Annotated in this window: 16 protein-coding genes; 10 read left to right on the plus strand and 6 right to left on the minus strand. The window is 42.3% G+C overall.

What is annotated here, in order from left to right:
- The first annotated feature begins 139 nt into the window (after window positions 1-139).
- The 3 genes from L0659_RS19045 to L0659_RS19055 all read left to right on the plus strand — a co-directional run bounded on the left by L0659_RS19045 (window position 140) and on the right by L0659_RS19055 (window position 2,460).
- Window positions 140-469 (plus strand): DUF6787 family protein, encoded by a 330-nt coding sequence (locus L0659_RS19045; RefSeq protein ID WP_234605430.1) that lies wholly within the window; start codon window positions 140-142, stop codon window positions 467-469.
- A 132-nt stretch (window positions 470-601) separates the two neighbouring features.
- A complete protein-coding gene (gene ffh, locus L0659_RS19050) occupies window positions 602-1,924 on the plus strand; it encodes a signal recognition particle protein (protein ID WP_235128191.1) in 1,323 nt (440 codons plus the stop codon).
- Between the two features lie 35 nt (window positions 1,925-1,959).
- Entirely contained in the window at window positions 1,960-2,460 is a 501-nt protein-coding gene (locus L0659_RS19055) for a hypothetical protein (protein ID WP_235128192.1), read from the plus strand.
- An 83-nt stretch (window positions 2,461-2,543) separates the two neighbouring features.
- Here L0659_RS19055 and L0659_RS19060 read toward each other — a convergent pair whose 3' ends face one another.
- Window positions 2,544-3,206 (minus strand): hypothetical protein, encoded by a 663-nt coding sequence (locus L0659_RS19060; protein ID WP_235128193.1) that lies wholly within the window; start codon window positions 3,204-3,206, stop codon window positions 2,544-2,546.
- A 102-nt stretch (window positions 3,207-3,308) separates the two neighbouring features.
- Between L0659_RS19060 and L0659_RS19065 the strand changes: the two genes are divergently transcribed.
- Window positions 3,309-4,766, plus strand: coding sequence for an NADH-quinone oxidoreductase subunit N (locus L0659_RS19065; protein WP_235128194.1), 1,458 nt, complete (start codon window positions 3,309-3,311; stop codon window positions 4,764-4,766).
- A 1-nt stretch (window position 4,767) separates the two neighbouring features.
- Here the strand turns inward: L0659_RS19065 and L0659_RS19070 are convergent, their stop codons facing one another.
- The 5 genes from L0659_RS19070 to L0659_RS19090 all read right to left on the minus strand — a co-directional run bounded on the left by L0659_RS19070 (window position 4,768) and on the right by L0659_RS19090 (window position 11,827).
- The gene (locus L0659_RS19070; protein ID WP_235128195.1) at window positions 4,768-5,628 is read right to left on the minus strand and encodes a TraB/GumN family protein; all 861 of its coding nucleotides are present in this window, start codon (window positions 5,626-5,628) and stop codon (window positions 4,768-4,770) included.
- Between the two features lie 12 nt (window positions 5,629-5,640).
- Window positions 5,641-7,233, minus strand: coding sequence for a M28 family peptidase (locus L0659_RS19075; protein ID WP_235128196.1), 1,593 nt, complete (start codon window positions 7,231-7,233; stop codon window positions 5,641-5,643).
- Window positions 7,234-7,443: 210 nt separating this feature from the next.
- Entirely contained in the window at window positions 7,444-7,665 is a 222-nt protein-coding gene (locus tag L0659_RS19080) for a DUF2158 domain-containing protein (protein WP_235128197.1), read from the minus strand.
- Between the two features lie 604 nt (window positions 7,666-8,269).
- Window positions 8,270-10,444: a histidine kinase gene (locus L0659_RS19085; RefSeq protein ID WP_235128198.1), complete on the minus strand. Its 2,175-nt coding sequence runs from the start codon at window positions 10,442-10,444 to the stop codon at window positions 8,270-8,272.
- Window positions 10,445-10,459: 15 nt separating this feature from the next.
- Window positions 10,460-11,827: a two-component regulator propeller domain-containing protein gene (locus L0659_RS19090; RefSeq protein WP_235128199.1), complete on the minus strand. Its 1,368-nt coding sequence runs from the start codon at window positions 11,825-11,827 to the stop codon at window positions 10,460-10,462.
- Between the two features lie 578 nt (window positions 11,828-12,405).
- Between L0659_RS19090 and L0659_RS19095 the strand changes: the two genes are divergently transcribed.
- From L0659_RS19095 to L0659_RS19120, 6 genes are all read left to right on the plus strand, one after another.
- Window positions 12,406-14,538 (plus strand): hypothetical protein, encoded by a 2,133-nt coding sequence (locus L0659_RS19095; protein WP_235128200.1) that lies wholly within the window; start codon window positions 12,406-12,408, stop codon window positions 14,536-14,538.
- Window positions 14,539-14,541: 3 nt separating this feature from the next.
- Window positions 14,542-15,639 (plus strand): T9SS type A sorting domain-containing protein, encoded by a 1,098-nt coding sequence (locus L0659_RS19100; protein ID WP_235128201.1) that lies wholly within the window; start codon window positions 14,542-14,544, stop codon window positions 15,637-15,639.
- A gap of 82 nt (window positions 15,640-15,721) precedes the next feature.
- Window positions 15,722-16,114: a hypothetical protein gene (locus L0659_RS19105; protein WP_235128202.1), complete on the plus strand. Its 393-nt coding sequence runs from the start codon at window positions 15,722-15,724 to the stop codon at window positions 16,112-16,114.
- 319 nt (window positions 16,115-16,433) lie between these two features.
- On the plus strand, window positions 16,434-18,248 hold the full coding sequence (gene typA, locus L0659_RS19110) for a translational GTPase TypA (protein ID WP_235128512.1): 1,815 nt from the start codon (window positions 16,434-16,436) through the stop codon (window positions 18,246-18,248).
- Between the two features lie 293 nt (window positions 18,249-18,541).
- Window positions 18,542-19,816: a Glu/Leu/Phe/Val dehydrogenase gene (locus tag L0659_RS19115; RefSeq protein WP_235128203.1), complete on the plus strand. Its 1,275-nt coding sequence runs from the start codon at window positions 18,542-18,544 to the stop codon at window positions 19,814-19,816.
- A gap of 202 nt (window positions 19,817-20,018) precedes the next feature.
- The gene (locus L0659_RS19120; protein WP_235128204.1) at window positions 20,019-21,110 is read left to right on the plus strand and encodes a cell wall metabolism sensor histidine kinase WalK; all 1,092 of its coding nucleotides are present in this window, start codon (window positions 20,019-20,021) and stop codon (window positions 21,108-21,110) included.
- The last annotated feature ends 11 nt before the right edge of the window (window positions 21,111-21,121 follow it).

Here is a 21,121-nt window from a genome sequence, read left to right on the forward strand (position 1 = left end):
CAATAATGCTCGTTTTTCTTACAGTAAAAATGACCCTGATCACGTCTTTAACCATGATTAAACATTCATTAAAATAGAGGAAAATTGCCCGATGGGTTGTTACTTTGTGAAAATATTAATGCTCTCAATTAGATAAAATATGCAAAGCGGAGAAAAAAGTGCACAGCCCTGGTTGGGAAAAATGCAAGAAAAGTGGGGATTGGAGACAACCAGACAGGTTCTTTTGGTTTTAGCAGTTTTTAGCTTGGCGGGTTCGTCTGTGGTTTGGCTTAGAAAAGGGCTTTTCTTCTTGCTGGGTTACGATGAGCTGACACCCATGTGGCTGAAAACCATCACTTACATTCTCTTTATCTTCCCAACTTATCAAACGCTTTTACTGATGTACGGCTTCCTGCTGGGCCAGTTTTCGTTTTTTTGGGAAAAAGAAAAGAAAATGTTCCGCTGGATCAAAGCAAAATTCAGCAAATAACAGTCATTTCAGGAGCTTAGGCTTCACATCAAATATTGTAGGAGTGCCGGAATTAACCTTCCTGTACTCCTTATTTTATTTATACCTTTGTGTTTTATTTCAATTAAGGTTTAGAATCATACATATCATTCCATGTTTGAAAACTTACAGGACAAGCTAAATAACGCCTTTCGCACACTAAAAGGAAAGGATAGGATATCAGATATAAATGTTGCCGCAACCACAAAGGAAGTCCGCAAAGCATTGGTCGATGCCGACGTTAACTTCAAAGTTGCCAAGGAAATCACAGACCGGATCCGCGAAAAAGCGCTTGACAGAAAGATTTTGATTTCTGTTGAACCGGGTCAAATGTTCGTCAAAATCGTTCAGGAAGAGCTTACTGAGCTCATGGGCGGCCAGGCAGAAGGCATTAATATTAAAGGTGATCCCGCGGTGATCCTGATCGCTGGTTTGCAAGGTTCAGGTAAAACGACATTCTCCGGTAAACTGGCCACGTTGCTGAAAAAACAAGGCCGCCAGGTTTTGCTTACGGCTTGTGACGTGTATCGTCCGGCTGCGATTGAACAGCTGAAAGTGCTTGGAGAGCAAGTGGGCGTAGAAGTTTATTCAGAACCTGATAATAAAAACGCGGTTGACATTGCCAGAAATGCAGTGGCACACGCCAGGAAAACGGGTAAGAAAATTGTGATCGTCGATACGGCCGGACGTTTGGCTGTGGATGAGGTTATGATGCAGGAGGTTGAGGACATTAAATCTGCGGTTAAGCCTTCCGAAATCTTGTTTGTTGTGGATTCCATGACGGGTCAGGATGCGGTGAATACGGCTAAAACATTTAACGAGCGTCTTAACTTTGACGGCGTTGTCCTAACAAAATTAGACGGTGATGCACGTGGTGGAGCGGCACTTTCCATTCGTCAGATCGTCGACAAGCCCATTAAATACATCAGTACGGGTGAAAAAATGGAAGCACTTGATTCCTTCTATCCTGATCGTATGGCGAGCAGGATCCTGGGGATGGGTGACGTTATTTCCCTTGTAGAACGTGCGCAGCAAGCATTTGACGAAGACGAAGCGAAGCGCATTAATGCCAAAATGCGTCAGAATAAATTTGATTTTGACGACTTTTTGGGCCAGTTGCAGCAGATCAAAAAGATGGGTAATGTGAAAGACTTGATCGGTATGATCCCTGGAATGGGCAATGCAATGAAAGATATGGACATTGATAACGAGTCGTTTAAACCCATTGAAGCGATCATTCAGTCGATGACCAAAAAGGAACGCGAAAATCCGGATATGATCGACGGAAGCCGCAAAAAACGCATTGCAGCCGGAAGCGGCACATCGATTTTGCAAGTCAATAACCTGATCAAGCAATTCGATGAAATGCGGAAGATGATGAAGAAAATGAACACGATGCAAGCTGCTGGCAAGTTGGGCAAAGCATTACGCCGCTAGTAACTATTGCCGTGTCACTCACTCATTCCCCGTTCATGAAACGCATCATTTTTGTACTATCGTTGATTCTTTTTTTTAATCAGCAAAACCTTCGTGCACAGGCATCTGTGGGCTATTATCCTTGGAGCAGCCTGCTGACAATCAGCACCAATGCAAAAAAGGCGATCTGGCTGGATACAAGATTCCAGACAAATTCCCTGTTCAGCAGCCTCAGCGTGGATTTGTTGCCTATGATCAATTTGAAGAGAGGGGAAGTGTTGCAATGGTATCTGGGAGGCGGCTTGCGATTGAATCCCCTTTACCGCATTGCCGACGCAGATGCCGATTTGATTACAATTGACGGTTATTCTTTAAATGTCGGAGTCAGAATCTCCCCTTTAAAGCAAAACAGGCGTTTCCAGCTTGCATTAGAGTTAAATCCGTATGTTAAAGATAAATTTGACAGCGGAGTTTTGAAAAGTCACTTCGGTCTGGTTTATGTTTTTGGTAAACGTAAAAAAGAAGAAACTGCTCCCGAAGTGCCGTTGAATCCATAAGCATTAGGTGTTATACCAATAAAAAAAGCCGGAATTGATATTTGAGAATATCGGTTCCGGCTTTCTAATGTCTTCACAAAATGTCAGTTTCCTCCGCGGCCTGCTTTGTAAGAGTCATACTCTTCAAGCAATGTGATTAAATCATCCTCTGCTGCAAAGTCCAGCTGTGATTCTCTGATGATATAATTCATTTTGTTTTTTTCTTCTGTCAGCAAATTCAAAAAGCTGTTTCTGTTGCTGAGCTGCACAGGATTCAGTTTGTCATTTTTCATGATATACAGCTTCGCATTAGGTTCCAATGTCCGCGTTGCGCTCGCTTTTTCCACTTTAATCGGCTTCACATATTTTTTTAACAGCTTCGTATTGCCATCATAAAGAACCCTGTAAAAGCTTTTGTCTGTCTGCTCCCCGACGGCCGGATAACCGTTTTTGAAAATGTAAAGATCAGTGCCTGTTGGGATTGTAAATTCTTTAACGCCGGACGACACCCGGAATAAGCCCGAATCAGCCTTATATTCTACTTCATCCTTTTTGATATCATACCGGATTTTTACCCCATCATGCACACGGTCGTCGCTCGTACGGACCGTTCCGGAATACCATTCCTGAAATAAATATGCTGAATTCTCTCCATCTGTGGCCGATTCCTGATATGGTGTTCCCGATAGTCCCGTGGAATCCTGCGCAATGGCAGCATTTGTCCAAAGAAAGAAGGAGAGCAAAAAAAATCTTAGTACATATTTCATGATTGAGTTGGTTAATTTGATAAGTTCGAAGTCTGATAATGCGAGAATTTAGATTGCTGGCATCTTTCTGTACTTTTGCCAAAAAAATTGTACCCGCTCAAATTGGATATTAACGAACAGCTTATACATATACGCCGAAGTCTGGCAGGGATCACTCCTGAGATTTTTCTGGCACTGCTCTTTTGCTTTTTCCTGTTTGCGGAACTTGTATTTTTGCGTTGGCTTAAAAAAGAGAAAATTGCTTCCTACCTGCAAAATATCGCCCTCGCAGGCAGCATTATTTCACTTTTGCTGATTTTAGGTCAATGGAATACGGAGCCTGCTTTTCGTTTTCAACCCCTTTTATTTCTTGACAGACAAGCCGTTTTCTTTAAAATCATGATCACGCTTGCCTGGATCTTTACCTTAATCCATGTTCGCGTATTAAAATACGATTTCCCGCCAGAGTTTAATGCATTGCTCATTGCAGCCGTCGCAGGAATGAATCTGCTGACAATGTCGACACATTTGCTGACTATATACCTTTCTTTGGAATTGATTTCCGTGAGTTCGTACTTGCTGGTTGCAATGTCGCCCTACAAAAAAGCAGCCGAGGGAGGGATAAAATACTTGTTATTCGGCGCAGCCAGCTCAGCAGTAATGCTTTATGGCATTTCACTTATCTACGGGCTCACCGGAACGATGGACATTACCAGCGAAGCCATGACAGCGGGACTGATGAATAACTCTCCTTTGGTGATAACGGTAACCATTGTACTGACGCTTGCCGGTTTGCTTTTCAAGCTGTCGCTCGTGCCTTTTCATGTCTGGACACCAGACGTTTATGAGGCTGCTCCTACTCCACTTGTTTCATTTTTATCTGTTGCACCTAAGGCTGCTGTTGTACTTGTGCTTATGCGACTTGCGGGAATTTTACCGGCACAATATTTCCCGGTTTTAGGAGGAATTGCATTAATAAGCATGACCATTGGGAATATAGCAGCATTACTTCAAACCAATGCGAGACGATTACTAGCCTATTCGTCCATTGCCCAGGCTGGTTATTTATTGGTCGGAATTGCTGCTTATAGCCGGTTCGGCTTTGAATCAGCAGTTTTTTATACTGCCGCTTACCTGATTATTAACCTTGCTGTTTTCTTCCTGATCGATCTTCTTCAACCGGTTTCAAACACAAACCTGACGTGTTTTGAAGGGTTAGGACGCAGGAATATGTGGATTTCCAGCATCCTGACGATCGTGATGATCGCATTAGCAGGTTTACCGCCTACTGCCGGATTTACTTCAAAATTGCTTGTGTTTTCAGCGCTTTGGGAAAGTTATCATCAGCAACATTTTCCCTGGATGCTTTGGCTGCTCATCGGAGGAATTCTCAATGCGGCTATTTCGCTTGCCTACTATTTAAGAATTCCTTATTTGTTATTTTTCAAAGCATTGGCGCAAAAGAAAGCACCTTCAAACCAAAGCGTTACCGGCAAGTTTATTGCCGGAGTGCTTGTTATTGCCATTCTCCTGCTATTTTTCAATCCGGGCTTGCTTACGAGATGGATATCGGCTTTTTAGGTCAATTGATCGGTCGAACCTTAAATCCATCCTTCCGTAGCAACGAAATAATACCGCGGTCACCACCAAGATGGCCAGCCCCGACAGCAAAGAAAGTCGGCTTGTCCGCAGCGATTTTGCGAATTCTAGGCACCCATTTGAGATTTCTGGAAAACAGCATTACTTCTTCATTTCCTTCCATGCCATAATTACTGGCCATCATCAGATTATAGAGATCGTTGATTTTCTGAGATTTGTACAACCCTACCAAGTTACTAAACTCTTTGCGCGCCTGCGGGAGACTGTCGATCATGCTAATGATCATTTTTACCTGGTCCTTGTATGGAATTGTATCAAAAATAGCCATTTGTTCATCCAGTGTTTCAATCCCGATCACCTCGGATTTCTGCTTTGCCGCCAGCTCAACTAAGGACATTTCGTATGACTGGGGCTGACACGAGAGAACTGCATTAAAAAGCGGCCCCATTAATATAAACGGTTTTGCTTTCTCAAACATGGCGATCCCCACGCCAACTGAATCTTTGTAAAACTGGGCCAGCTTCGCATATTCCTGCTCGGTAATCAGCTTTTTTAACTCATTACCATCTGACATATTCATTGATTTCATCATGCCCGCCATCATTCCGGGATCATCCATGTCAATTTCCAGCGCAACTTGCTGCGTTCTGCCTAATGTTGCTTTTAATGAGTCACTTAGTGAGAAATCAGCCGGACAAATCAAATGGATTGTTCCAAATAAATAAGAAGGCTTGGCTTGACCCGGTGATGTGATTTCCCAAAGCAGCGAATTTTCCGTGGGCGCCTGGGCAGCAGCAACTAAACTGCTGGTAATCAGAAAAATACTCAAAAGTGCTTGTTTCATGCCTGGACTTGATTATTCCTTATTGCTATCAACCTCAATGCGATCTTCCCGGTTAACCAACTCCCATGCCGTATGAAATACCAATTTCACGATAGGCGCCTGTTTGTCAAAAAGGATCTTCTCCACATCATCGCCGGGTTTGTGGTAGTCTTCATGAACTCCGGTAAAGTAAAAAATGACGGGAACACCCATTTTCGCGAAATTGTAATGGTCTGAACGATAATAGAATCTATTAGGATCTTTCGGATCATTGAATGTGTAGTCCAGATTGTAGTTAATGTACTTTTTATTTGCTTCCTCACTAATCGCGTGCAACTTGGATGAAAGTTTATCAGAACCGATCAGATAGACGTATTTGTGATCATTTGCATGCGCCTGATCCACGCGGCCAATCATATCAATGTTTAGATCTGCAATCGTATTTTTCAGTGGGAACAACGGACTTTCAGAATAATATTCCGATCCAAAAAGCCCTTTTTCTTCCCCGGTAACATTCAGGAATAAAATACTTCTGCGTGGCCCTTTACCTTCTGCTTTCGCCTTGCTGAATGCTTCCGCAAGTTCCAGCAATGATACCGTTCCTGACCCGTCATCATCCGCACCATTGTTGATTTCACCATTATCAGAGATCCCGATATGATCCAAATGCGCGCTGATCACCAAAACTTCGTCCTTTTTGTCCGATCCTTCCATGAACGCAGCAACATTCTCGGTTTCGATTATCTCGCTCACACGTTCGGCTTTAACTGACACATTTCCAGACATTTGTTTCGAAAGTGGCTTACCCGATTTATCAATCGAAGCTTTTTCTTTCAAAAGTTTATTCGCAGATGTGTTCAGTATCTGGGCAGCAATGCTTGCTGGAACTGCAAATGCAGCAAGGCTTTTTGGCGTTTCAACCACAGGTTTTAATGTTGGAGCACTAAAACGCTTCGCCATAACTGCCCGCTGACGAATTTCCTTATCCAGATCCTCACCCGTTTTGTCAGTAACGATGAAAACATATGTTGCTCCCCTATCCAAAGCAACCCTCGCCTTGGCCTGCCACGAAACCGGCCCACTCCACTTTGTTTTCTCACCTGTGCCACTGATCAGATATTTCCCATCTGCGCTTTTCGGCTCGCCTTCAAAAATGACAACCGATTTACCTCTGATATCCAGATTATTATAGTCAGTATAAGCCGGATCATCAATGCCGTAACCTACCAAAATTACATCAGAGCTCGTTTCCTGAGGAACATTCAGGATGCCATTGAGATAAAATTCTTTATTGAACTCATATTTTTTATTGCCCACCTTGACGTAAACTTCACCCCAGCTTCTTTTGTGAAGATTATATTTCTGCAAATAACTTTTAGAACCATCCGCAGTGGTGGCAGCAGGCGTCAGGCCATACTGTTTGTAAAAACTTGAAACATATTCAGCGGCCTTTTTCTGGCCAGGTGAGCCCGTATCCCGTCCTTCAAGGCTATCCGAAGCAATGATTACCAAATGCTTTTTCAGATCAGCGGGAGTGATGCTTTCTGCATATTTCGCAGCATCGTCCTGCGCAAAAGTTAGGGTTGATATAGACAGGAATATCCCCGTCAGTAAATTCTTGTTCATATAAGCTTAAAAAATCAATTCTCACAAAGAAACTAAACGCCCCCGCCAATGCAAAATTTCATCGAAGCCGATCATTACGAATTCCTTCAACTCCTAAGCAGATAAAGTAAAAGCACAAAAAACGATATACAAAAAAGCCCCGAACTATCTCCGACTTACTTTTCAGCAAAGTCAGGCAGTCCGGGACTTCTTCTCACGGAAGTAACTTAATTATTCCTCTTTGGTCTTATCCTTGACGATTAATTGCAGCTCAGTCTTGGTCGTTGTCAAACTCAGCTGATTAAAATACTCGGAAACAGCATTCGCCTCCTCATTAAACCAAAAGCATCTGTAAAAATTTTTCGAAGTCTGGTGAAACCCATCCACTACCATCGCCGGGCTCCCCGACTTAAGATAAACGACATCACCAATTTGGATTTCTTGTTCTTGCATAGTGTTATAATTTAGGTAAATATTAATCGTAATCCAGGACATCACCGTACACCACCGAGCCGTTGAGAACGACGTTTCACTAGCAGGTTGTTTAATGTAGTTTGTGTTTAGAACTGCAATGATAAGTCAGGGTTTTATTCTTCTCCTAACTTCCAAAACAAACGGTGATTTATCGGCGTCGCCGCATTTATTTATCGGTTATTGCAGTTGACTTAACTTTGGTTCATCAATGTTATGAAAGCAACTTCTCTTTGGTTTTTGGCCAGGTATTTAACCCGGACTTTATCCCCCACTTTTACAGAATTCATCAATGTCCGGGGAATGCCAATCAGTTCTGCGACGAAATTCCTTCCCTGAACGGGCTCTATCTGAATTTGAATTTTAGCTGATTGTCTTGATTGAGGCTTTTCTGATATATCAATAAATAGAATCGTTCCTTCCGTCTCAATTCCAAAGCGCCTGATATGTCTTCCTCTATTGCGTCTACGTTGTGCATAAAACTTTGAATAAACATACAGAAGTGCTGAAAAAGTAAAAAAGTATATCCCAAACCCCATCACTGTGCGTGTATTAAATGAATAAAATATGAATCTGAAGCTCGTCTCTATCTTAAATAAGTCGACAGCCTCACGATCACCAATGTCCCCGCCGCTTCGCCATTTTCATGCACTTTATCAATAAATTCAACTTCAGCGTGATGCCCTTGCCTGTTGAGCACAGCCAGACGGTCGCTGGAAATCCCAAGCCCCTTCGACTCGTAGAACTTTGGTCTGTTATTCAGTGCCTTTAACTCAAAGGATTTCTTTCTGCCAATCCCGTTGTCCTCGATTCTGCATTCAAAAATGTCCTCATTGATTTTTTTAAATTCCACCAGCAGCTTCCGCTTCAACTTGGAATGCATCAGCCCATGCCATAATGCATTTTCAACATACGGCTGAACCAGCAGCGAAGGAATCATTATTCCCTCATCTTCAAGGTCTTCGTCGAAGCGGATTTCATAGGTGAAGCTATTTGAAAATCGCATTTCTTCGAGTTGAAGATAGTATTCCAGGATATCACGTTCATCATCAATTGTTACCAGGGTTTTGCCTGAGTTATTTAACAAATTCCGGAACAGTTTGGCAAAGAGATTCAGATATTTGCTAGCCTCTTTAAACTTTTCTGATACTATGCATTCCTGTATACTATTGAGGCAATTGAACACAAAATGCGGGTTCATCTGCGCACGCAACGCCATTAGCTGACTTTCGGCCAGCGCCTTACTGATTTCAAGTAATTCGATTTCCTTTTCTTTGGCAGCTGCCTGCGCGATTGCCTCGGCAATTTTACCCGAACAAATAGAAGTGATAATTGACATTGCTTTCAAATGTTCACTTTTGAAATAATTCTTTTTATAATGCTCCGAATCCACCACACCTATCACTTTCCCATCGTGTAAAATCGGGACCGACAGCTCTGAAAACCGTCTTTCTTCGACAACAACATATCTTGGATCTTTGGAAGTATTGGCAATGACTAAGTGCTTGCCTGTTTCCGCAACCGTTCCAACGATGCCTTTGCCAACCGGAATCTCAATAGGATTTTCCTGTTCCTGCGCTTTCGAACTATTGTAACCGTAAGCGGCCTTCTGCACAAGCACATTCCTTTTGTGATCCATCAGATACACCACGCAGTCCTGAAGACGCAGATGTAAAACGCAGTTGTAGGCAATGTCCCAACAAATTTCTTTCGCTGAATTCTCAGGATAAACTGCATTGGCGAAGTAATCAATGCTCGCATCCATGATGAGTTTCCGCTGCCTTTTTAAATACACATAATATAGATAGACGACTGCAGCACAAAATAAGACAGCCATAGCACCAAGAAACCATGATTCCTGCCACCACGGAGGCTGAATGTTAATGGCCAATGTGTTGGCAATATTCATCCAATTGCCACGCTCATCAGTGCTTCTTACCTTGAAACTATATTTTCCCCAGGGAAGGTTTTTATAAGAGGCAATCAGAGAACGACCCGAACTAATCCAGTCCTGATCGAAACCTTCGAGCATATAGCTATATCGCAATGTGGGTACGTCGCGGTGCGCCAGCGATGCAAATTGAAACGTAAGGTAATCTTCATCATGTGTCAGAGTCAGTTGTGGGTATTTCATGAAATCCTCTTTTTCTTTGCCAAAGATCTTTACAGACGTAATATGTGGCGGGGCCCTCACTTTCAAAGCCGCAAACCTGGATGGATCCAGCACGACAACGTGGTCTAGCATTGCAGCATAAATGCGTTTATTAGCGACAAACAGGTCATTATAATAATCCTGAAGATTCTGTCCCAGATCCACGTCAACCTTTGTCAGTGCCTTTGATTCAGGATTAAAAAACAGAAGTCCTTCGATGCCCGAGACCCAAATATTGTTCAAATGGTCAATAGCAATGTTATTCAGATTGTCATAGGGTAGGCCATTGCCGGTGTTCAGGCTGTCGGTAACGTCGTAATTTCCACTCAATTTAATGACCCCTTTTCCCCACACTACCATCCAAATGTTCCCCTTCTTGTCTTCTGCAATTTGGTTGACTGTGAAGTCTTTGGAGTGTTCGAAATAAACTTCAAAAAACTGCTGCTTAATAATGTCAAATTTTAGAATACCATATTTATTTGCAAACAAAATGTCTCCGTTGCGCTTTACCAGATAACTATTTGCATTGGCAAATGGAAATCTCCCAAAACGCTCATCCTTCCCATCAAAACGCGTAATCTTTGTCGTTGTCGGATTGTAACGATACAAACCATCGTACAGGATTTAAAACCAAATGTTCCCAACCGAATCAACAAAAATAAGATTTGCCGGCTTGGCTTTAAACCGAAATGCGCCAGTGAGCAAAGGTTCCAGTTTCTCACCCCCAGGCCGCAGGAAATGTATCCCATCCAAACCTGCAAACCACCAAATGCCTTCGGATTTAACTGACATGAAAAACTTGTTTTTGACCAAATCAGGACCATTGTCAGGGATATAACGCTGATGCATTCTTGTTTTCATGTTAAACCTGACAACCCCATCCTCCTTAGCCGCCATTATCGTACTGTTCTCGACCACGATTGAGTTTGCATGCGCAAAGCCGGTATGTAGAAAATATTTAAAACTTGGTAATTGATAAATCGCCTGGACCGGAGCATTCGCCTGTACTTTACTGATCCCATTTAATGTGCCGAGCCACACATTACCCTCGACATCTTCAATTGCCGCCCAGAAGAATCCATAGCCAATTGAATACTTACGGTTTTGGCTATACGGAATCTTCCTTATCGGCTCGCCGGGCTCTTTCAAATAAGCCGCAAACGCCCAGGTTGATATCCAGACCCGACCCTTTTGATCTATAAAAATCTTATTACATCCTTCGTAGATCCGCTCTCCATCTAACTCGGAATACGAAATCATCTTGTTTGTTTTCTGGTTCCAGAAATTCAAAGACTTGGTATTTCTGCTCTCATACCAAAGGTTACCTTCTGCATCAACTGCAATCGCAAAAACATTGGAAACATCAAAGATTGGTACTCTGTTCGGGTTATTTGATTTGTGATAAATAGTTTTGTTCCTGCAATCGATAAAGTAAATTTCAGGACCTCCCATCCAGAAGCCGCCTCGGGCCTGATCCCAAACCAGTATTGAAAGACCATATTTTGCATTTCGCAAAATCTCTGCATCCGGTACCATCGTTTCCAGGTTTACAAGTTTACCATTTAAAAATATGTAGATACCTGATTGTGTCAAAAACCACAGACGGGAAAACCCATCCAGATAAATATTGTATATATCTATTGTGTTTAACTGCTCAAAACGCTGGTCATTTACATATGCCCCTTCCTTTCGATTGAAAACTTTCACCCCCTGCCTGGTCCCTAAAATTAAATCATCCTTGCCCAATGGCTGAATTGCGTTGATATACAAGTCCCTTAAACCTGTCTCAATTCCAAATTGCCTGACGATAGCGCCGTCAAATCGATTCAATCCTTTTATTGTTCCGATCCAAAGATACCCGTCTTTATCCTTATAGAGGCTTCTGATTACTTTGCTACTCAGGCCATCATTTGTGCGCAAATTCTGAAAGATAAACTGGCCACTGACCAGTCCCGGCAAGAGACACAAAAACAGACAGATTTTATACAGCATTTCGATCCCCGAGTCAGAATAAAACCTAATTTCATTTTTTTCTCGGGAAAACAATTTTCCATTTATTAAACGGTTAGGATTAGTTCTTAAAAGGAGTTAATCCAACTGAAAAATGCCTATTTCAGCGAAATTTAAGGCATAATCAAAATTTCCTGCAATGATTAATTCTAATTGCAAGTCTTTGTAATTGCTACTATTGCCTTCGATATAATCCTACAAGTTAAGTCAAACAAAATCAAGCGATAACATTCGATTTGGAAGCAAAAAGGGTAAAGAATACCGTTTATTCAACCATCCCCGCCCATTAATCAACGCATTCTGAAATCTCCAATCCCACCCCCCAATTTTAAGCCTCGATTCGATCCCCGAGATCAGCTTTTAAATTTTATCACTTAATCATCACGCCATTATGAAGACACACGTATGAGAAGAAACCAACTCATCGCAACGCCCGGCTCAGAAGAACGCCACCGCGTCAAACAGACGACAACGCCTAACATTTACTTCCCTATCAATTGACAACATGATAACAAAAAATTTTTCCAGGCTACAAACCTGACACACTAAACAGTAAGATTATGAAACGATTAATTTTTTACACACTAGTATTTTTGACTGCGTGCATGGCGGGTGTGCATGCGCAAACCTTTTTCCCCACCTATGGCACTCCGTGTACAAACTGTGTCCCTGCATCATATGAGATTGTATCAGGAGCACCAACAATTTCTAATCCAACCGGGATCGCAGGAAATGCTCAAAATCCATGGCATGGGGTGGTAACTAATCCGCCTACCTCTCAAACCGACATGGGATTGCCTCCCGCACAGCAGAAAAGTTTCATGAGCCTTAAGAATGGGAATGGTAGTAATGACAAAGTTCGAGTAATCGTAAATGGATTTGTGCAGGGGCAACAGTACACGCTAAATTATGCATTACTTCCTTTGCGAACGCTAACATCAGGATATGGATCATCTGCGACCGTAACTGTCTCAGCTACCGATGGTTTAATTGGTGAAGCAATAGTTAAATCTAAAACTTCAAGCTTAGATGGTTTAAATAATAAAGAGTGGGTTTTTCAAACAGTTTCATTTACTGCGGTCTCAACGACACTTATTTTTACATTCAGCAGTGCAACAGCAAATGGAAATAGCGGATATGTCGGCTTCGATATTGATAAATATGCATTCAATTGTATTCTGCCCACCGATCAAGTTGTGCTAAAAAGAAATATTGTAACAACTCGGTACGCCTGCGAATCCGTTCCGTTAAATACAATTATTGCTAGCATAACGCCGCCTAAGGCTGCGTCAGTTTGGCAGAAATCCGCAACTCCCAGTGCTGGTGGCGCTAACTTAACTATTGGGAAAGCCAGTGCCAACCCTTACTTCGCATTTTACTATGCGGAAGATATGAAATGCTATAACACTGCGAATTCTACCGCGTCACTTTTGGTATCCAAAATTGATGCTCAGGTTTCTATAAAGCAATCGTCCATAACAAATAAATGTCCCGATGAATATGCTGAACTGATAGAAGCTGTTAACTTGGAAAATTCTCCTTATAACAGTCTTAAAGAACATATTAGATGGTTTAAAAATAACAGCCATCAAGGTTTGCCGGTTGATCTTTCCCGGGCAACAGCTCCTGGAGATTATTATGCATTCTATTACAACTTTATAGAGAAGTGCTACTCTGTTGATATTTCGAATGCAAAAGTTACGGTCTCTCTTAAAAGCTGCCCAGCAGGCACCGCTCAGGTTGCCTTGTCAAGTTCAACTGCAATAAACACTTGCCCAGCCACTACTGTTAATTTAAATAACGTTGCCGTCACTAACCAACCTCCACAAACAGCACTGGTGTGGTTTACAGATCCAGCGCACCAAAATGCAGTTGCCGATCCATCGAAAGCCGGAGCAGGCACTTACTACGCTTTTTTCAAAGATAATGCAACAGGTGATTTTAACACGCACATTTCAACCTCAGCATTAACTGTAACGATCAATCCGTGCGAGACCAAAGTCAATCTCAACCTAAAAGTCTTCCTCCAAGGTGCAACCACGCAGGAAAATGGCGTCGCTATAATGCGGAATGATTTGCAAGTTTATCAAACGGGCCCTTCTACTTTCGGATTACTACCTACCCAAGATCCTTATGGCGGAGGGGAAGTTTTTGCAGATATTAATAGCACTCTTTCTGAAAACAAAATTGTCGATTGGGTGAAAGTAGAGATTCGTAGCATGCAAAATCCAGCAGCAATTCTTGAATCTAAAAGTCTTCTGCTCAGATCGGACGGAAGTGTAGTGGATAAAGATGGTTTTGCTCCGAAGTTTAATCCGCAGTTTGGAGGCGTTCGAATTGCTGTGAAGCATAGGAATCACCTAGGTGTTCTCGGGCTTGGGATAGTATTCTTCAATGCTGGAACTGTTAACTATGATTTTTCTGCGGATTTGTCTAAGGCTTACAATATAGGAGCACCTGCTCAAATGGTTCAGACGAACGGCGTGTGGTGCATGATTAGCGGTGATATCCAACAAGATTTGACTGTCGATAACGCTGACCTGTCCAGTGAAAGATTCTCTTTTAATAAGGGCGATTTCGATACCTACAAGCAAGAGGATTTAAACCTAGACGGAATAGTCGACAATGTCGATATCTCATTTTTCAAGACAAGTTTTAACAAAGGATATTTTTCAACTCTTATTAACTATTAAAATATGAAACGAATTTTTAGAAATCTTTTTGCCCTTCTGCTATTGCTTACCCTTTCCAAATCAGCGATAGCTCAGAATGTTCCAATCATTCTTGACTTTACTAATAGGAAAGTGAGTGCGGATGGATTAAGTTGGACATTCGACCTTGAAGCAAAGGGCGGCGCTGGCTATGTTGGCCCAAATAATAATGGTTGGGTAGGGTTTAATATTAGACTTGATGTCCTTCTTCCACCGGGCGTGTCTGTCATTGATGGTACAGGAATGGGAGATCCAGCTTTTACAACTGGAACAGCCGCTGTCCAACCAATAGTTCCTGGATCTCCGCCCGATGGGCAAACGGGGTTCGGACTAACACTCGAGCGAAGTAATCAGACAGACCTTAACACATCATCGTTTGTAAAGTTAGCGACGTATACCATTAATTTTTCTGGCCCAGTGGATCAAGGCGATCCAGCAACTCCAAGGCCAAATGCAATTGCATCAGGTAGTTCATGGACTAATCTTGCAAACGACCCGCCTTTGAACTCACTTGGATTGAGAAGACCATTCACAATGGCAGCACAGTTTCCATTACCAGTAAAGCTGCTATCCTTCGATGCTGCCAAAGAAGCAAATGCAATTAGTTTGACTTGGACGACAACAGAAGAAACTAATAGCGAACGTTTTGATGTGCAGCATAGTGAAAATGGCAAAGAGTGGAGTACAATCCAAACCGTTGCTGCAAAAGGTGAAAGTAAGATGCAAGCTGACTACAATGCGACTGATAATAATCCTTTCGAAGGGAACAATTTCTATCGTCTGCATATGATTGATAAAGATGGGACTAGTGCTTACAGCCGAATCCGTACTATTAAATTTGAGGGTGTTGCCACGTATATGTTTCCAAATCCGGTTTCAGATGAGTTGACTATTCAAGCCTCAGACTGGACCAAAGTTTCGAAGGTGCGAATCTTGAATACTAATGGAAAAGAAGTTTACAAATCTGCCGATAAGCCTACACCAAAAGTGAACGTTAAAAACATGCTAAACGGAATTTACCTAATCCAACTTACGATGCTCAATGGGTCAGAAAGTACTTATAAGGTTGTTGTAAGTAAATAATGGAATAAGATAAAAAGCAGGTCAGATTGTTCCTCAGAATCCAGAATCTGGCCTGCAATTATCAACAATTAAGCAACAAACTATGCTGAAACAACTCATACTTTGCAGCTGGATACTCTTAACTATCATTTCTTGCAATGAGAAAGGCAAAGAGAAACCTTGCATACCTGCTACATTGAAAAAGAACATTATTGGTACCTGGACGGGTTACCTTGAATCAATGCCTACACAAAAGGACGAAATTTCGTTTGTGGAAAACGGAACATTCAGCGAAACAGAAGGAATCTTGTTTGGCAAGCGAAACGAACCTGTAATGGTTTGGAAAGCTGAAAAAGACTCACTTAAAATCTCTGGAAAATTTAACAATAACACTTCCGCCGTCTATGTTTTTTCATCATTAACGAACACCTGTGACTCCATTGTGCTGGATCTTCAAGGGATTGACAAAATTTTTCTGAAAAGAAAAAAAGACTAATGCAGGTTTTTCATTAGGTGTGTTGAAGTAAAAAGAGGCGCTCTTGTTAGCGTCTCTTTTCTTGTTTACAGGCAAGAACAAATTCAAACGTCAATTGTAACCATCCAATAATTAAAATAACTTTTTGCACTTCTCTTATTGCAAACCGCATTTTTCGACAGGTAACAATAAATTAATTGTAAAATACTGTTATTCAGCGAAAAAAGTCCGTACATTTGCACCCTATTTGACAAAAAATCAGTCAAACTAAAAGCAAAACGGTCTACTTCCGGTTTTAAGCCGCCGACAGAAAAACCGTAAACAATTGATCTATAAAACAATGCAAGCCATTCGTAACATCGCAATCATTGCGCACGTTGACCACGGTAAAACTACATTGGTTGACAAAATCATTCACGCTTCAAAGTTATTTCGCGATAACCAGGAGTTTGATGACCTAATCCTTGATAATAATGATCTTGAAAGGGAGCGTGGTATCACCATCACTTCTAAGAACGTATCGGTGCGTTACAAAGACGTAAAAATCAATGTAATTGATACACCAGGTCACGCAGACTTTGGTGGTGAAGTGGAACGCGTACTTAAAATGTCGGATGGCGTTTTGTTGCTTGTTGATGCATTCGAAGGCCCTATGCCACAAACACGTTTTGTACTGGGCAAGGCAATTGGCCTTGGCTTGAAACCAATCGTGGTTGTAAATAAAGTAGATAAAGAAAACTGCCGCCCGGAAGAAGTTCAGGAAAATGTATTTGACCTGATGTTCAACCTTGGCGCTACTGAAGACCAGCTTGATTTCGTAACTGTTTACGGTTCGTCGAAACAAGGATGGATGGGGCCGGATTGGAAAACACCAACGGATAACATTACATTCCTGCTGGATACCATTATCAGTTCAATTCCTGCACCAGTTATTGATGAAGGAAATGCACAAATGCAGATCACTTCTCTGGATTATAACGCATTCGTAGGCCGTATCGCGATCGGTCGTGTGAAACGTGGTGTGCTGAAAGAAGGTGCCAACATGATGCTTTGCAAAGCAGACGGCGTTTTCAAGAAAGTGAAAATCAAAGAATTGCAAATATTTGAAGGACTTGGTCGTGTGAAGGTTTCAGAAGTTACGGCTGGTGATATCTGCGCAGTGACTGGAATCGAAGATTTCGAGATTGGCGATACACTTGCTGATGCTGAAAATCCTGAGCCGCTTCCACGTATTGCTGTGGATGAGCCTACGATGAACATGCTCTTCACAATCAACAACTCTCCGTTCTTCGGTAAAGAAGGCAAGTTTGTAACATCACGCCACCTTCGTGACCGTCTGATGAAAGAAACTGAGAAAAACCTTGCATTGCGCGTTGAAGCAACAGATACGGAAGATAAATTCCTTGTTTTCGGACGTGGTATCCTTCACTTGTCTGTATTGATCGAAACAATGCGTCGTGAAGGTTACGAGTTGCAACTTGGTCAGCCTCAGGTGCTTTTCAAAGAAGATGAAAAAGGCGAGCGCCTTGAACCAATCGAAACATTGGTTGTGGACGTGCCGGAAGCAACAGCTGGAAAAGTGATCGAATTGGCAACACAGCGTAAAGGTGAGCTGTTGATCATGGAACCGAAAGGAGATTTGCAACACCTTGAATTTGAGATTCCTTCAAGAGGTTTGATCGGATTGCGTTCTAACGTTTTGACTGCAACACAGGGTGAAGCAGTTATGACACACCGTTTCAAAGAATTCGGAACATTCCGTGGACCGATTCCAGGACGTATCAGCGGTTCGATTATTTCGAAAAACACAGGTCCTGCAACAGGATACACCATTGATAAATTGCAGGATCGCGGACGTTTCTTCGTGGAGCCGGGTGACGAAATCTACGGTGGCCAGGTAATTGGTGAGCACAATCGTCCAAACGACATTGTTGTTAACTTGCAGGAAGCTAAAAAATTGACAAACATGCGCGCATCAGGAACAGATGATGGTTTAAGGATCGCTCCGAAAATCAACTTCTCTCTTGAAGAATCGATGGAATATATCCAGAAAGACGAATATCTGGAAGTTACGCCTCAGAGCATGCGTATGCGTAAAATATATCTGGAAGAAAACGATCGTAAACGTAATTCCGGAAAGATGGAAATGGCTTAACAACCATTTAGCATTATATTGAAAGGAGGCATAAAATTTATGCCTCCTTTTTTATTTTTTACGAATTCAGATTTTCACAAAACCCATGCAGGAAATTTGGAATAACCACGGAAACAAAGGCCATAATTTCAAAGATCACGTTGCGCATAAAACATTCTACTTATTTGCATTTTTTATACTATTTCAAGATTAATTGGTTTTTTATTTTTATAAATTATAATCAATTATGTTTGTATTAAGCAAGACAAATTTTTCATTAACATACTTAATATCAATACTTTAAATAATTAATAATGTCATATATAGAACCGGCTCCAATTAAGGATAAAGAAAATCCATTGGAATCAATGATGCAGAGGTTTGATAAGGCTGTTGACCTTTTAGGGATTTCGGAGGAAATGTATCATATTTTGAAAGTCCCGCGTAAGCAAGTCATTGTGGGACTGCCTGTTATGATGGATTCCGGGCAGATCAAAACGTTTGAAGGTTACCGGGTTATACATTCTACAATCTTGGGTCCCAGCAAAGGCGGCATCCGTTTTGATCCGGACGTAAACCTGGATGAAGTACGTGCGCTGGCTGCATGGATGACCTGGAAATGTGCCGTCGTGGATATTCCTTATGGCGGCGCCAAGGGAGGCGTTGCTTGCAATCCCCGGGAAATGTCTGCCGGGGAAATCGAACGCCTGATGCGTGCGTATACCACTGCACTTTTAGACGTTTTCGGGCCGGATCAGGATATTCCTGCGCCGGATATGGGAACGGGCCCGCGGGAAATGGCGTGGCTTATGGATGAATATTCCAAATCAAAAGGCATGACGATCCCGGCTGTGGTTACGGGTAAACCGTTGGTGCTGGGCGGCTCGCTGGGCCGGACCGAGGCAACAGGCCGTGGCGTAATGGTTTCGGCATTGGCCGGAATGGAAAAATTACGCATTAACCCTTATCGCGCAACGGCTGTGGTGCAAGGTTTTGGTAATGTGGGTTCACACGCTGCTTTGCTTTTAAGAGAAAGAGGCGTAGCAATCCATGCGATTAGCGATATTTCAGGTGCTTATTATAATGATAAAGGAATTGACATCGCGGCAGCAGTTGCGTATCGGGATGCAAATAAAGGCTCGCTGGAAGGTTTTACAGGTGCAGAATCCATTCCTGGCGATGACTTGCTGACATTGCCCGTGGACGTGCTCGTTCCTGCGGCGAAGGAAGATGTGATTACCAGAAAAAATGTAGCGGGAATCCAGGCTAAAATGATCGTGGAGGGTGCAAATGGCCCGACTTCATTTAAGGCAGACGACATTATCAATGAAAAGGGAATCATGGTCGTGCCGGATATTCTGGCCAATGCAGGCGGCGTTACCGTGTCCTATTTTGAATGGGTACAAAACCGGATTGGTTATAAATGGACGCTGGAACGCATTAACCGGAGAACAGACCGCATTATGCAGGATTCGTTCGATAAGGTGTACGAAACTTCATTGAAATACAAAGTATCATTGCGGATCGCCGCCTACATTGTCGCAATAGACAAGGTGAGTAGCACGTACAAATTCCGCGGCGGATTTTAATTTTAGTTATTTAGACAAAAGGCAGCTTTCTTCACAGGGAGCTGCCTTTTTTGTATAAAATTTCTCTTGTTAACATTAAGGAAATATTATTAAACCACAAGCCCACCCGTGCAATAGAGTTTTGTTGCGAACAGAATGTTAACTTTAAGGCTGAAACTAAGACGGCTAACGCCCCAAAGCCAAAGCCTTTTACACCAAGATCATGTCCCTGAGTCCTCGCTTTATTGCTTTTATACTGGCAGTCCTGATTTCCCTCATAACCACTTCTTTTCTGGCTTTTGTGGAAGGAGTTTCAAGGGGGATGATGTTTGTATCAGCCATTTCCGCCTTTATTTCATCGTTTTTCCTGGTTTTGTATACAGTTGACATTCTGGTTTTCCGCGAAGTGAACAAAATGTACAGGACGATCCACAAGCTTAAAATGAAGGATTTCAACCTGGCTCCAAGGAAGAAGTTGATTACAGAATCGAACCCTCTCAAAACCATCAATGATGAGATTTTTGTTTATGTAACCAAAAAACAAAAGGAAATTGATGAGCTCAAAAAGCTGGAATTGTTTCGCCGGGAATTCCTTGCAGATGTTTCCCATGAGTTCAAAACACCGATTTTTGCTGCACAAGGCTTTATCCACACCCTGCTGGACGGCGCGATGGAAGATGAAAATGTAAGGGAGCGTTTTTTGATCAAGGCCGCGAAAAACCTGGATAGTCTGGATGTGCTTGTGAAAGACCTTTTGGTACTTTCTCAAATGGAAACGGGCGACATTAAGATGAACATTGCGCCCATTGATATTCGGTTACTGGCGATGAATATTTTCAGTAGGCTTGAAAACATTGCGAAGGATAAAGACGTGACATTCAAAGTGAAACCGGATGAGCTGGCCGAAGTTTGGGTGCTGGCTGATGCGGATCGAATGGAGCAGGTTATGCTGAACTTGATTGAAAATGCGGTCAAATATGGCAATGAAGGCGGAAAAGTAATTGTGCATTTTAGTGAAGGGAAAAAGTTTGTGGAGATTGCAGTCCGGGATAATGGGCCGGGAATTCCGCACGAGCATTTGAACCGTATTTTTGAGCGCTTTTACCGGATCGATAAGAGTCGGAGCAAAGAAATCGGTGGAACGGGGCTTGGCCTGGCGATCGTAAAGCACATTCTGAATGCGCATGACACCAAAATTGCAGTCATGTCAAAACCTGAAAAGGGCACCACTTTTTCATTTAAGCTCGAAAAGGCATACATTAGCCCTGTCTCTGAACATACCCCGGAAGTGGCTGTTACACAAGCGAATCCTTAATATATTTTTAA

The sequence above is a fragment of the Dyadobacter sp. CY347 genome, from assembly GCF_021502655.1.
Taxonomy (GTDB): Bacteria; Bacteroidota; Bacteroidia; order Cytophagales; family Spirosomataceae; genus Dyadobacter.